We start from the raw sequence: 13,922 nt of genomic DNA on the forward strand, positions 1-13,922 counted from the left end.
TAGTCATAAACATACCCGTTTGCCTATCCCTTATCTTAAGGGGGGAACGGTGTCCTGTCTTTCATGGGGCTCGTTCACTCGTGATGAGCGGATTACCAACGCAAGGGGGCTGATCGAGAGAGGGTCAATGTCGAGGCGTTCTCCTGGGGTACCACGTAGCGACAAAGTCAGTTCCGTCCAATGGCGATCATCTAAAGCGGTGCAGTCACCATCAGAATCAACATCACAGCCTGTTCCCCAGAGATGTTCGGCGATGCTGTAGAAGGCGGGCAATGGTCCCGCTGGTGTGATTTGAATGGAGTAGTGGGAGCGCATGAGTTGTTGGCTACGACCTACCAGGGAGGATGAAGGTGTCTTGGGGCTTGATGCGAAGGCAATCAGAGCCACTGTGACGCCACAAGGTTTCCGCCCGCGCAGGGTAATTACATCAGCTTTTCGAGCAAAAACGTAGTGGCTTTAATCGCCATATCTCCAAAATCACCCTCAAGGAATAGAACGTTTTCAACAATGTTTATCCCTTCAAGCTCTCCGAGCCCGCTGGAGTTTTGGACGTGAAGCGCGCCAAGTCTGATAGTCAGCTCAGCGCCGTCGTCGTTCCATGCCATCAGCTTGTATTTAGTCTCGTCATCTAGACTGACAACCATCTCGAAATAGCGATGGGCCTGGTCCACAGTGATCGATAAGACGTTGCTTTGTTCGAGCGTTTGAACATCCATGGTGAAATTTATTTTGTTTAAAGCAGCATTCTACTACAAGCGAACACCTGCCTTTGAAAGTGAAGGTCCGGGTTTGGCCGATTTCTGCCTGTCACCAAGGGCAGAAATCGACCGATTGTGTTGAAAAAGTCGGCTTCGGTTTCCACGGCAGAAAAGTGCGCGTCTGAGATTGAAATCCGGGTATTGCGCAGAAGGTTCAGGGCTCAGATTTGACGTAGCGGCGTGCAAAAAAAGTGCTTTCACCGCTCAAAAGCACGGGTAGCCAGGCCGAATCGACTTTTTCAACACAATCGGCCAGAAGCGGACATTCGGGTAGGACGAGGTCCCGACTGAAAACGGCCATTCAATCTGATACCAGCGCCGTCAGGGCGAAATTCCTTTACTTGATTCCCATCCTCGCTCTACTGCTCAAGGGTATCGGACGGCCACTAGCGGGCCACCCTATGAAATGCTGGCGTCAGTGGGTTTTATTGATAACCGGAGGTTTCCAGCTGCCGTCGATGATGCCTTGCTTACCCCAATAGGCACGGATGTCCGCCAGGAGTCATCAGAAGCATTGATTACAACAGGGCGAAGGGCCATCATAGGGCTAGTCGAGGAAGCACTTGAAATCTGCAGGAAGCTCACATGCAAAGTAGTACACCATTTTTTTCGGGTTCCGTCCGGAAGTCCTTTCTGTATCAGATAGGCAGGTCAAAAGCCGTCTCGAATTCTATTCCAGAGGTTATAGACCGACGTTTGCGAAGATTGGACTTTAGCTTTCATGGTGGGGCTTCAACCTTTATTAGTTATCTTATTCGGGCTATCGCCTTACCTTTACTTAGGCTTAACAGATAACTCAAGGCAATGGCAAAAGGTATTCATATGCAGATCTGTTTTGTAGTGGGACGTAACGGCATAGGAAAAAGTCAGTATTTGATTGAACAAGCTCGGAAAAATGAAACCTCTGGTGCAATTTTGGTTTGCAACACAATCCATGACAAATCGCAAAGACTAAAACTTACCAAACGATTTTCTGCCAAAAACCCCGCATCTCGCCCCAATACCATAATTAAGTCTATACTCAAAAAAATGTTATCGGAAGGTTCACATCGACTGAACCAAATGGCAAGAGTTCTCAACTATTGTGGCTACGCGCCCTACCTCCGCGTGCGAGTCACAGCGACTAGCAGCTACTTGACCGCTTTATCTTCCCCTTACAAGCAAGACCACCGCTTGGATATTTTAAAGGTCGCATCAGGAATATTTCGCCAAGATCATTCAGTAGAGTTTCATATACAATTTGACGAGGACTTTAAAGTTTCCGACCTCTCCATGTTAGAAGTTTTGCTAAATGAGGAATCCGAACTCAGAAAGAACAGAATTATTAACCCGATAGAGATAAGCCTGATCAACCAAGATAGGATGTACATCCCGCTTCAGCATGCTAGTTCCGGTCAGTTGAGCCTAATAACCTCATTCATGTTCATTCTCAGTGAAGTTAAAGATGCAAAGCACGTCTTTATTGACGAGCCGGAGAACAGCCTGCACCCTCTATGGCAACGAGAATATGTGTCAATGTTATTGGGGTTGCTGGGGTATCATGAAGTCGAGGTCACGATCGCCACTCACTCGCCCTTGATCGTCACCGGTGCGCAACTTAACACCGATATCGGATGCGTGTTTTACCATCCCGAAAATGATAGCTTTAGTAACTCTGATGCCATCAACATTGAGGAAACGCTCTGGGAGCAATTTGAAACCGTTCCTCCGGAAAGCCGATACTTGAGCGAGAAACTTTCGTCGGTACTTGGGAAACTAGCATCACGCAAAGCGACGTTGGAAGATACGTTATCTTTCCTGAAAAATGCGGAAAGCTCTTCATTTGATCCCCGTCAACACGACGTGTTTGAAGCCGCACGAAAGTTAGCCTTTCAAATCCAGGAAAATAATAATTGATATACGATGCGCACACTCCCGCACTCTCCACATTTCTTCTCTCAAAAGAAGAGCAAGATGCGATTGAGTACGTACTCACTCTCAAGGACTCTTGGACGCTAGAGCAGGATGAAATGAAACCAGTTTTAGCGGTAATAAAATCTCTTCGGGGAAGAATAAAATCTTTCCACTTGGATCGACAGCATAATCTCTGCTGCTACTGTCGTACAAACTTATGGGGTGGCAGTAACTTTATGGTAGATCGAGAACATATCGTACCGAAAAGTCACTGCAAAGCACTTACCTATGTCATTTCGAATTTATCCGTTGCTTGCAAAAGATGCAATATGGAAATAAAGAAGGATAAGGTCGCCATATTAAAAGATGCTAAAACCATCCATGCCCACCACGCAGACAAAGATGCATATCGTATTATCCATCCAAATTATGAGCGTTACGAAGATTTTATATTAAGACTTCAAGAGCAGGAAGGCACAGCCATGCTTGTCCAGTTTTCTCTTTTGAATGATGATCCTAAGGCATTATATACTTACGAATTTTTCAAACTAAATAATCTTGAAGTCGACACTATTGATCAGGCTCAAGGCATAGCTCCGCCAGCACCTCCAGATAAATTGATGCTGGATGCATTGATGGCGAAGTTGAACAACCAGCCTGAGGTAGTTAAGGCTTTACTTGCAATGCTACCCGATTCACAAATCGATAAGCCTGGGGGAACGCTAGCCACGCTTAAGAACACCTCAGGCACTATGCTAACCGCCCCGTCCGAAGAGCCGAAACAGGATTATGACCCGCTGAGTCTGATTGATCCTTTTCTACACGAGCTTATAACGTCGATGCGACTACCTGCTCCAGACCCCAAGCCCATGTTGGCCTTACCGCCACCCAGCAGTCCGGACAGCAACACAGATGCTCAAGGCTGAGCATCCACGTGTTGATGAGGTGCGCGATGCGCCCAACAAGCCTGGCCAGAGAGAACCCGTGTACGGGCATCTTAAATCGCCCCGGGTTTCTTAGAGATCTACCAACCTCTTTGCGAACCCACTCATGCTGGGCCGCACCAATCTGCTTTTGGCGGGCGTCGCATCTGAGGCAATGGTAGCTTCTGGTCGATTTTTGCCTGTCGCCACCGTCAGCTTTGGGTTGTGGATTCAACCGGTGGACGCAACACATTGGCTAAATCTCTGAGCTGGCGTCTCATAGTTTAGTGTCTTTCGTGGACGTTGATTCAGCATCCGGGCTACATCGTTGAGCTGCTCCTGCGAGTAGATTGAGATGTCGATACCTTCCGGAAAATACTGTCTCAGGAGGCCATTGGTATTCTCATTGGTCCCTCGTTGCCAAGGGTTTTGAGGGTCGCAGAAGTACACCTGGATATCTGGCCAGCGTAAACTGAGCATGTGCCGCCATCTCTTTCCCTCTGTCCCAAGTCAATGTTTTATAGAGTTCGTGAGGGAGCAGACGCGCATTTTCGATCAGCGCGCCTACGACTGAGACCGTGTCTTTGCTGGCGACTTTAACCAGCATAACGTAGCGCGTTTGCCGTTCAACTAGCGTTGCGATCTGGCTGTTCTTGCTACCAAACAGCAGATCACCTTCCCAATGCCCAGGGACTGCCCGGTCTGCGATCGACGCGGGACGCTCACTGATCGAAACGGTGTCGATTATCTTGCCGTGATTATCCGTTTTTTGCGTGTGATGCCTCGATCTACGCATAGCTCGGGAGCGCCTCAGGTGCGCCAAAAGCTCCTTCTTGAGAGCCTCGCGGGCCTGAATATAGAGAGTTCGATAGATTGTTTCGTGTGACACGTGATTGCTCATGTCGTCCGGATATTCGCGCTTCAGCCAACCCGCTATTTGTTCAGGAGACCACTGCAATCTCAGCTTGCTGGCGACGATTTGCGCAATAAACGGGTTCATCGCGAGCTTGTACAGCTTCGGGCGACAAGCACGATCCCACGCAGCCTGATTCGCAATATTGGCCCTGTAGGACTTTAAATCGCCATTTCGCTTGATCTCACGGCTAATGGTAGATGGTGCCCGTCCAAGCGTGCCCGCTATACTTCGAATGGAACGACCAGCAACCAACGACCGCGATATTTCTTCACGCTCCGAGTTGCTGAGTGCCAAGCGGGAACGACGTCGCTGAGCAGGTCGAATGCCGCCAGTTTCCGCCAAAATCTGCTGGATCGAAGAGTGATTGCGATCGAACAGCCGGGCAATGGTTTGGAGGGAGTCTCCCGCACGCCAACAGTCCCACATCAGGGCCTTCTGCGTGTTGGTGTAGTAGATCCGAGGCCGTTGCTTCATAAGAAACACTCCTCTTACTGGGTTACCTTTAGACCGTTGCGTCCACCGGTTGAATCCACAACCCTGAGCCGCCATTCAGCTAGAAGCCCCAAAGCCGTCATTCAGCCAGGCCGCAAGTGCAAGGCTGAGTGCGGAAGGTCGCTGGACTTTCGTTTTGCCCAACCGCAACCCATTGATTCGGTGGCGACGCCCGTCCTGTGCGTCATTGCAGTTTCGTCGGGAGCGTCACTGATCTTTCGTTTTTTCCGATATTGCGTCAATGAACTTTCGTTCGTGACGCAATTCTGCATTGCAGTGCCAGTGATGCACACCAGCTTGGCCAGGCCCGAGATGCCCACCGCCCTGGGCCGCCAGCTCGGCACCGGCATGGCCGTAGGCCTGTCCACCCGGGGTAGTACCTGGTGCTGCCACCAGCCTCCACAGGCCAGGCATGGCGCCGGCCCGTCTGCAGGCTCTGGATCCGCAAGGGACTCCCCGGCCCCTCCATCCTCCAGAAAAACCGCGCAGCGGCGCTCCTGCGGGCCGCCATGGGAGGTCCCGGCCGGCAGGCCCATCCAGAAAGAACGAAAGGCCAGTGACGCACGAACGAAAGCGACGCGGAATGACATCGAGTACGCTAGCAAGCAACATTGCCATCCTATTGGTGGGAGGGCAGAACCTAGCCACATCAGAAAGGGTCGCACAAATGGCCGACTACACCACGGACCTGGAAGCGGTGATCGCTTCGTACTCTCCAGAAAGGCAGATGATTACCTTCGGCCCGTCGATGCTGATCTTGCCCCGCGACGGTGAACGCGGGAACTTCCAGACCGCAGTGCAGATGAGCTACTTCTTCCACGAGTGGATTCACTACCTCCACAACGTGTCGACAGTTCACGGCTTGTCCGCGTATTCGAGCTTCATCGGCCTGTGGAACGCTTTCCGGCACACGACGGATGAGTTAGGGCTGGGTCAAGGCAGCTTCGGCACCTCGTCGGCCGAGGAGTTGAAGACACGCACCTACATGGGTGTCATCATGAGCACGCGCCGCGGGGCGGACAAGCCGCTGCACGAGAAGCTGACGGTGGACATGTGCCGCATCGTCTCGTGCAAGCCGGCAGGGAATTTCAACGGCGAGCCGGATCATCTAGATGTGTCCTTAGAGGAAACCAACAAGCAGGGCGATGTCGTGAAACACCAAAAAGTGATCGGCCCCACTGAGATTATTGAGTCTGTCGCCTACCTCCTCGAAAGTCATTTTCTGGTTCGCGGATTTAATCATCCACCGTCACCTGCACTAGTCTTCCCTTACCACACGCTCACCTTGCTGGCACGACACATTGCGCCGGATCTTGACGACAAGACTGTCTTGTTGTGCGGGTTGGCCAGCCTTCAGAGTACGTTCCCGACCGACGCTGTGATCCAACTCCTCACGGCGTGCAACGAGCTCAGGAAGAAAAATAGGGACGCCATCGCATGGCTGACTACCGAGACCATCCAACAGCTGAGGAACAACGAATCGGCATTGAGGGCTGGGCTGAAGGAGATGCGCGACATGTTCCCCCTTCCAGGGGGCGTTGAGAGGGCTGTGAAGGAGACCATCAGTTTCATGGAGAAAAACCTGGAAGTGCGGTTGACCAATCCGTTCTTCGAGGTCGACTTCGTCGAGCAGATCAGAGAGGCCGGGCACAGCAACTTCGATCAGATCATGAACCGCCTTATGGAGACCCACGGCATTTGCAGTTGCCGCCAAGAGCGGGGCGGGTTCGATGATGAGATCGGAAGGGATGATCTTTTCAACTTCGCCGTCGCTGCCAATGACGACAGATTGATCGACGCGCGGTTAGCCATGCTCGCTTCGTTAGACTTCCTAGGCCGTCACCTGAAGCTCGACGGCAGCTTTAAGGCGACGGCCGATATACCGAATCACAAGTGCCCGTTCTACAGCGCATGTCGAGAGTCAACCCGACGTGACCATGCTGAGGACTGTGCAACCCAGCCTTGGAAGTCCGTCCATACGAGGGCTGCAGGCATCTGCAATTACGCACAAGGCGTGCTGCACTTTCAGCCCGGTGAGCTCAAGTTGAGGCCTGGCGACTGATTTTCGGCCGCGTCCCATTTCGACCGGTTCGTTGAGCGATGCGTGCCTGATAGGTGCTCGCTAGACTGAGCACGCCCGGGATACCACCGGCCCTGGGCGGCCCCGGCCGGCAGGCCCATTCCGGAAAAAACGAAAGGTCAGTGACTCACAAACGAAAGTTCAGTGACGTTCAGCACCAAGGAGTCCAATGGGCCAGCGTTTCCTGCGGCAGCGACTTTGAAGACATGGGTATAGATCATCGTCGTACTCACGTCCGAGTGCCCCAGCAACTCCTGCACCGTGCGAATGTCGGTGCCCGACTGCAACAAGTGCGTGGCGAAGCTGTGGTGTAAGGTGTGCACCGAAACAGGTTTGCAAATGCCCGCCTGTGCCACGGCCTTCTTCAGGGCCAGCGTCGCCGCATTGATAGCCTCGGCCGTCATCGGGCCGTTGCCGAACTGTTCTAGCAGTTCAGATGGAATCACCGGCAATACCGGCGGTGGGGTCTTCGTCTTGCGGGGCATAGTAACTCCTTGAGTGCATGTTATGCCTTAAACACGAAATCTCTGACAGGCCCGTCCTCGGCTACGACGAATTGTTTGCAAAGGTGGAGACCTTGGTGGACCTCTTAAGATGAGCTTTCCACTCATCGGTATCAGACCTGGCTCGCATGGATTGCGGTGCTTCTAGCATGCGGTCTAACGTGCCGGTCACCTTGACGTTGAGCGTCCGCTTTTACTCGCAGCCACCGGCAGCTCCTGGCCGATTCTGTTGAAAAAGTATCTCTCCTGCTTGGCCTGAGGCAAAATCTGCTCATCGGCCAGCGGGAGAGTGCGCAGCATGATGGGACAGTTATCGAGTGGGCAGGATCGGCTGTTTTACTCGTTCAACCTTGAAGACCACATCCCAACAAATCACCTGCTGCGTAGCATTGATCGGTGTCTCGATCTGAGCGACTTGCGCCACTATCTCGCCGATTTCTATAGCCCAATTGGGCGTCCTTCGATTGATCCTGAGCTGATGATCCGCATGCTGGTCGTGGGCTATTGCTATGGCATTCGCTCCGAACGGCGGTTATGCGAAGAGGCTCATTTGAACTTGGCGTATCGCTGGTTCTGCCGGCTGAGCCTTGAGGATGAAGTCCCCAATCACTCGACTTTTTCCAAGAATCGACACGGCCGTTTCAGGGACAGTGATCTGTTTCGACGGCTGTTCAATGAGGTGCTGCGTCGTTGCATGGACGCGGGTCTGGTCAAGGGCGAGGGCTTTACCGTGGACGCCAGCATCATCAAGGCAGATGAGAGTCGGCAGCGCGGCGTACCTGGTGATGAGGAGGTCAACTGGAGCGATCCATCGCTCAGTACGCGTGCCGTACGTGAGTACCTCGAAGCACTCGATGAAGAGGCGCTGGCTGAAGCACTTCCCAAGCGCTTATCGCTGACTGATCCTTTATCCCGTTGGACGGCGGCACAGGGTGGCCCAGCGTTTTTCGCCTACTCCACGAACTACCTGATTGATGTCGAGCATGGCGTGATCATGGATGTAGAACCGACACCGGCTCATCGAACGGCCGAGGTCGAGAGCACCAAAATCATGATTGATCGAGTCGAAGAGTTGTTCGACATCAAACCGTATCGCTTGATCGGCGATACCGCTTACGGCACAGCACCGATGTTGGCATGGATGGTGGAAGAGAAAGATATCGAGCCGCATGTGCCAGTGTGGGATAAAGCAGAGCGCAAGGACGACAGTTTTTCGATCAGCGACTTCCACTGGAACAAAGACGCTGAGGAGTATCGCTGTCCTGCTGGTAAGGCATTACGTAGCGAATGGCGAGCTTTCAAAAACCTGCGCTCACACGTGACGAAAGCCAACACCATCAACTTCCGATCCAGCCAAACCGACTGTGCGACATGTCCGATGAAAGCCAAGTGCTGCCCGAACACTGCGGTTCGTAAGATCGCCCGCAGTGTTCATGAAGCGGCTCGGCGAATCGCGAAGACGCCGGAATATGTCCGCTCTCGTCACGAACGTAAGAAGGTAGAAATGTTGTTCGCCCACCTCAAGCGCATCTTGAAACTGGATCGCTTGCGACTACGAGGGATGAGTGGCGCTACCGACGAATTCACGTTAGCGGCTGCCGTACAGAATCTGCGCCGACTGGCCAAACTTACATCTCAAGGGCCGCCCGCCACAGGATAGGTACGCCTGTTTCAAGCAAAAACCCTCAAATTAACCCACTGACAAAGCAGCAACGGTCAACGAAGTACCGAAACACCACTTAACCGTGGTGAATAGGTTTTTTGATGATGCCAAGCTCAGCGTCACGCTTCATGAAAAATCGACTTTTTCAACAGAATCGGCCGGTTTCTGCCCGTTACGACTGATCGAAATCGGCCCACGGTTGCCTGTGATCACAGGTGAGTTCGAGTCAATGATCGTGTGTTGGGCGGTTCATTTTCGAGGCACGAAGCTATAACCTGCGAGCCTCTCATCACAGGCTCTCCAGGCTAGATATGAACATCAACCTATTCACCGAATCCATGCTGGGGCACTGGGAAACTCGCTCTGGCATATGGCAATGCGAGTATCAGTTCGGGCGATTGCTGATTTACGTTGAGCACCGCAAAGGTGAGCTGCCGCATGAGCGCCTTGTCGCTGCTCAACGGATCGTTCAGGCCGTTTGGGATGATCTACCTGAGGCGTTGGCTTTTGCCGAGCAGCGCTGCAAAACGCGGGTGCCTGATTTCTGGCGGCTCTATGAGCGCAATGCCCAACAGGGTTCGCCGCTGTGCGTATTCTCGATTCGTTTCTGCCTCGACAGCCCTCATCCGTCCTATGGCGTTTCAAAGAGTCCAGAGTTCGATTGGAATCGCCTGGTGACCGAAGCGGATGAGAGGGGGGAGGAGCACGCTATTAGTCTGGCGCAGTATGAGCCGGCGGATTCGTTCTGGCTCAATATCCAGCGTTTGGGGCCACGGGATTTCAGATGCGATGATTGACGCATAGCGGGGTCTGTACACTCCATTCTTTCTATTTGGCTGTCCTGATTCTGGCCCGCGCAGAGTGGACCACTCACGCTACTGGTGAATGGCTGCCAGTGGCGGGTGGTAGTTGCGGTGCCAATACATCATTTTTGTGGCGAAAGCAGCCACTTGAGCGAGGTCCAAGGCAGGCTTTGAATACCGTATCCGTGAGGCAATAAAGACACCCATGGCACCTTCCAAAGGCGATCTCATAAGACGTGATCCACGTTGATCCTACGATGGCCGTGTATTTTGATTGGATGAATGCTCGTGACGCTGCGCCTGGAGATATCGCAGTCGTCAAAAGTGAGAGAGGAACATGCAGCCAAGGCCGCTTGAAAAGCTGATTGCAGAGCGGTATCGGGTGTAAACCCCACCATGGAAAGGCACTGCTACGCTTCGGCTATCAAGGAGATGCGCACTCATGGTCCAGATCGAAATGCTGCAAAAAATGATGGTCGCCCAGGTGCAAGCTCAACTTGCACTTGGGGCGGCAGTTGAGGAATTGGCGCTTTGGGTTGAGGCTAATGGTGGACGCCAGGCAGCGCTGAACGCGCGCGATTCACTCCGGGTGCTGGATGAGTCGTCAGCGATGATCGGCGAGTGTCTGGCGGGCGTTGTCAAAACTACGTGAGTCATGCGTGGTTCGAATTTTCGCGCAGCCACGTCCTCATGTCGCTTTCGACCCGAAGCAGCCTTTCATCAACGGCTGGAAGCGGCGACCAGGCTCCTGAGATAGGCAGTCAAATCACGAAACGGCTTTCGCCATCTCAGAGGTAGCCGCCCAGCCCAGTCCTTCATACACCGGTTTGCCGGCCTTGGTCGCGTGTAATACAGCAAAACTTATTCCGCGTTGGGCAAACTCGGCTTCAGCCAACTTCATCAGGGTTGTAGCCAAGCCCCGGCGCCGGTATGCGGGTTCGACGAAAACGTTTAGCACATAGCCGCGCTGGTCTAAGGTCGGATGGGACGGATGAGGTGGCCAGTCGATATTCATCATACCTATCGCCGCCACAGGCTTCCCTGTGTCCATCAGCGCAAAACCGTAGTAGCGGCCATCGAATAGACGCTGGTGCAACCAGGGCCGGAAGTGTTCAGTCATCACACGCAACTTAGAGGGGTCTCCTCCCGCCTCAAGGAACATCGTTTCACGGTGCACACAAATGATCTCACGGTCATTTGGCCCTAGCCGTCGGGCCGTCAAGCCTGAAAAATCGATGTTGCCGGGAATCTCTTTCATCGTATGCACCTGGACGGAGCAGCCGATGCTAGGGCGATCAAGAGCAGAATGTTAGACACAGATTGAATAAAAGCGCGCCATACAGCGACCGCGGCGCACGCATTCGCTTTTCAACGGATACGCTACGACTTCAACGCTGGTCATGGCATATACACCCTAGAGTGCAGCTAAGCACTCCGAAGCTGATGACCGGGACGACATTGTTGGACGATTGTTTTTGACCACTTCTGGCCGATTGCTGTCTGTGGTGATCGGTGCGCCATCTCAGATATCAATAAATGGCCTAGAGGCTTGTCTGCCAGACGGTGAAACCCGAGAATGCAGATTGAGCTGATTTGGAGCAACAACCAGCATGCTTTACCCAAAGAGATTGAGTCCGCAGTTTTCCGGCGCGCTGAGAACATTCAGCTTCTGGATCGCGAACGGCACAGTAGGGCTTCCGCTACTTGAGGGTGTTGACTACCGGGTATGCATGACGGAGGAGCCGAGCATGCTTGAGACCGCTTACGCAATTTTTGTCAATGTGCTCGAACTTGACGAACGCGGGGCTCCGACAAACGCTAAGTACGCAGAATTTCGAGCCGCGCAATACATTCGCGAATACTGTGATCCCTCCTACCAAGCCTCGCCTGCGTTCGAAGCATGGGAACAGGAACTCTATGGTCCGCCTGACAGGTTCGATCCAAAGCCATGGCCGCCTGGCGCTGCCTAGGTCATTCGGGCTGCAGAAACCTCTTACGCATCTTGGGGATTGCATTGACTCGTCCACCATTCGACTTGAACAGTCTCAGAAAATAATTTCGCATTTTGCGTCATGGTCCTGACCCTCTTTTTTCGGTGAGAGGCGGCCCTATGTAAAATCAAGGGGTTACGAAGTGGCATTGAAAAAGGGTTAGGATGAAGTCGGAGCTGATTTGTCTTTTCAGACAGAGAGTTATCAACGAAATGCTCTAGTTCACTGCCGTGTAGGCAGCTCAGAAAAATGGCGGTGACAGCAGCACGCTGGTCGCCACGTTCACTGCCGTGTAGGCAGCTCAGAAAATGACCGTGCGATATAACGACACGGCATCATAGTTCACTGCCGTGTAGGCAGCTCAGAAATCTACGGAATCTTTCTGGTTCTGGCGGGGATTGTTCACTGCCGTGTAGGCAGCTCAGAAACGGCTGCGCGGTCAGGCGCTTGTGTTGCGGCAGTTCACTGCCGTGTAGGCAGCTCAGAAAGGCGACAAGAACCAAGCAGTCGTGTGGCACGCGTTCACTGCCGTGTAGGCAGCTCAGAAATTCCACAGTGCGCTCAAGCGCTCATGCTCGATGTTCACTGCCGTGTAGGCAGCTCAGAAATGGAACGACTCGGCGCCTGATGGTTTCGAGCTGTTCACTGCCGTGTAGGCAGCTCAGAAATGATGGAAATGCATGAGCGCATGCAGGCCCAGGTTCACTGCCGTGTAGGCAGCTCAGAAATGGAGCTCGACCAGCTTGTCGGTCAGTGCGTAGTTCACTGCCGTGTAGGCAGCTCAGAAAGCGGTAACAATGCCTCGATGTACAACACTTTCGTTCACTGCCGTGTAGGCAGCTCAGAAAGCCTGAACCCTGGGCTGTGGGATAGAGCCCACGTTCACTGCCGTGTAGGCAGCTCAGAAATGCACAAGGCCTGGAAGTTTCGCAATCCACGGGTTCACTGCCGTGTAGGCAGCTCAGAAAATCTTGTTGCCGCCGAAATTGCAACCCCGGATGTTCACTGCCGTGTAGGCAGCTCAGAAACAACTGGAAGTGCTGATCGCCGAACGCCTCGGGTTCACTGCCGTGTAGGCAGCTCAGAAAAGGAGCGCGCGGCAGAATTGCTCACTGCGTACGTTCACTGCCGTGTAGGCAGCTCAGAAAACCGCACAGAACGCCGCGACCGAACTAGCCGAGTTCACTGCCGTGTAGGCAGCTCAGAAAGCCGAGCTGAGCTTTGTCTGCCTGTCGCTGGAGTTCACTGCCGTGTAGGCAGCTCAGAAAGATCTGCGGGGCGCCGATCTGCGGGGCGCCAAGTTCACTGCCGTGTAGGCAGCTCAGAAATTCCGGGACATTCCTGGCGAATGCCGCGGCAGGTTCACTGCCGTGTAGGCAGCTCAGAAAGCCGACAGCGCCGCGTACTGCGGTTGTGCCAGGTTCACTGCCGTGTAGGCAGCTCAGAAAACTACCGCCACCAGCAGTCTGAAGGACGCCAAGTTCACTGCCGTGTAGGCAGCTCAGAAAACTCACTACGTGCAAGAGGCACAAGCAGAAAAGTTCACTGCCGTGTAGGCAGCTCAGAAATGGGATTACTGGGAGCCGGTCGGCGGCCTGATGTTCACTGCCGTGTAGGCAGCTCAGAAACCTCGAATCGGCAATCCAATGCAAGATGGGCTGTTCACTGCCGTGTAGGCAGCTCAGAAAAGGAGTTGCAAGAGCGCGCCGGTTTTGCCGTCGTTCACTGCCGTGTAGGCAGCTCAGAAAATGAAGGTTTTGCGCTGCTGGAGCGACATACCGTTCACTGCCGTGTAGGCAGCTCAGAAAAGAAGGGTTGAAACAAATACAGATAGATTGCAGTTCACTGCCGTGTAGGCAGCTCAGAAAAATATGAAGCCACTGAGAAAGTGGTCAAGCCG

At 53.2% G+C, this 13,922-nt stretch carries 10 protein-coding genes, 1 pseudogene and 1 CRISPR repeat array (1 of these 12 running past the window's edge); of the genes and pseudogenes, 7 read left to right on the forward strand and 4 right to left on the reverse strand.

All coding sequences use genetic code 11. The annotated features are described in order from the left end of the window. Positions 1-422: 422 nt before the first annotated feature. Positions 423-716: a hypothetical protein gene (locus tag AC07VG_RS11660; RefSeq protein WP_495021126.1), complete on the reverse strand. Its 294-nt coding sequence runs from the start codon at positions 714-716 to the stop codon at positions 423-425. Positions 717-1,562: 846 nt separating this feature from the next. On the opposite strand from AC07VG_RS11660, the gene AC07VG_RS11665 reads away from it, so the two are divergent. Together AC07VG_RS11665 and AC07VG_RS11670 are read left to right on the forward strand one after the other, a co-directional pair. Beyond that, positions 1,563-2,654, forward strand: a complete 1,092-nt coding sequence (locus tag AC07VG_RS11665; protein WP_495021127.1) for an AAA family ATPase — start codon at positions 1,563-1,565, stop codon at positions 2,652-2,654. Beyond that, positions 2,651-3,577 carry a hypothetical protein gene (locus tag AC07VG_RS11670; protein ID WP_495021128.1) on the forward strand — a complete coding sequence of 309 codons (927 nt, stop codon included), beginning with the start codon at positions 2,651-2,653 and terminating at the stop codon, positions 3,575-3,577. Before AC07VG_RS11665 ends, AC07VG_RS11670 begins: the two co-directional genes overlap by 4 nt. A gap of 228 nt (positions 3,578-3,805) precedes the next feature. On the opposite strand, the pseudogene AC07VG_RS11675 reads toward AC07VG_RS11670, so the two are convergent. Then, a pseudogene (locus AC07VG_RS11675) lies at positions 3,806-4,964 on the reverse strand (IS30 family transposase). Positions 4,965-5,649: 685 nt separating this feature from the next. Here AC07VG_RS11675 and AC07VG_RS11680 point away from each other — a divergent pair. After that, the gene (locus tag AC07VG_RS11680; RefSeq protein ID WP_495021129.1) at positions 5,650-7,044 is read left to right on the forward strand and encodes a hypothetical protein; all 1,395 of its coding nucleotides are present in this window, start codon (positions 5,650-5,652) and stop codon (positions 7,042-7,044) included. Between the two features lie 137 nt (positions 7,045-7,181). On the opposite strand, the gene AC07VG_RS11685 is transcribed toward AC07VG_RS11680, so the two are convergent. Then, complete coding sequence (locus tag AC07VG_RS11685; RefSeq protein WP_495021130.1) at positions 7,182-7,547, reverse strand: tyrosine-type recombinase/integrase; 366 nt, start codon at positions 7,545-7,547, stop codon at positions 7,182-7,184. A 316-nt stretch (positions 7,548-7,863) separates the two neighbouring features. Here AC07VG_RS11685 and AC07VG_RS11690 point away from each other — a divergent pair, with 316 nt between their 5' ends. From AC07VG_RS11690 to AC07VG_RS11700, 3 genes are all read left to right on the forward strand, one after another. Continuing rightward, the gene (locus AC07VG_RS11690) at positions 7,864-9,225 is read left to right on the forward strand and encodes a transposase (protein ID WP_495021131.1); all 1,362 of its coding nucleotides are present in this window, start codon (positions 7,864-7,866) and stop codon (positions 9,223-9,225) included. Between the two features lie 314 nt (positions 9,226-9,539). Beyond that, positions 9,540-10,025: a hypothetical protein gene (locus AC07VG_RS11695; RefSeq protein ID WP_495021132.1), complete on the forward strand. Its 486-nt coding sequence runs from the start codon at positions 9,540-9,542 to the stop codon at positions 10,023-10,025. 448 nt (positions 10,026-10,473) lie between these two features. Next, the gene (locus AC07VG_RS11700; RefSeq protein ID WP_495004548.1) at positions 10,474-10,683 is read left to right on the forward strand and encodes a hypothetical protein; all 210 of its coding nucleotides are present in this window, start codon (positions 10,474-10,476) and stop codon (positions 10,681-10,683) included. 114 nt (positions 10,684-10,797) lie between these two features. On the opposite strand, the gene AC07VG_RS11705 is transcribed toward AC07VG_RS11700, so the two are convergent. Continuing rightward, positions 10,798-11,289 (reverse strand): GNAT family N-acetyltransferase, encoded by a 492-nt coding sequence (locus AC07VG_RS11705; protein WP_495021133.1) that lies wholly within the window; start codon positions 11,287-11,289, stop codon positions 10,798-10,800. A gap of 352 nt (positions 11,290-11,641) precedes the next feature. Here AC07VG_RS11705 and AC07VG_RS11710 point away from each other — a divergent pair, with 352 nt between their 5' ends. Then, entirely contained in the window at positions 11,642-12,001 is a 360-nt protein-coding gene (locus tag AC07VG_RS11710) for a DUF7677 family protein (RefSeq protein WP_495021134.1), read from the forward strand. A gap of 241 nt (positions 12,002-12,242) precedes the next feature. Continuing rightward, positions 12,243-13,922: a CRISPR direct-repeat array (repeat unit 28 nt; unit sequence GTTCACTGCCGTGTAGGCAGCTCAGAAA); it runs 208 nt beyond the window's last position.

This window comes from Pseudomonas sp. GW821-FHT03C07 (assembly GCF_059420925.1).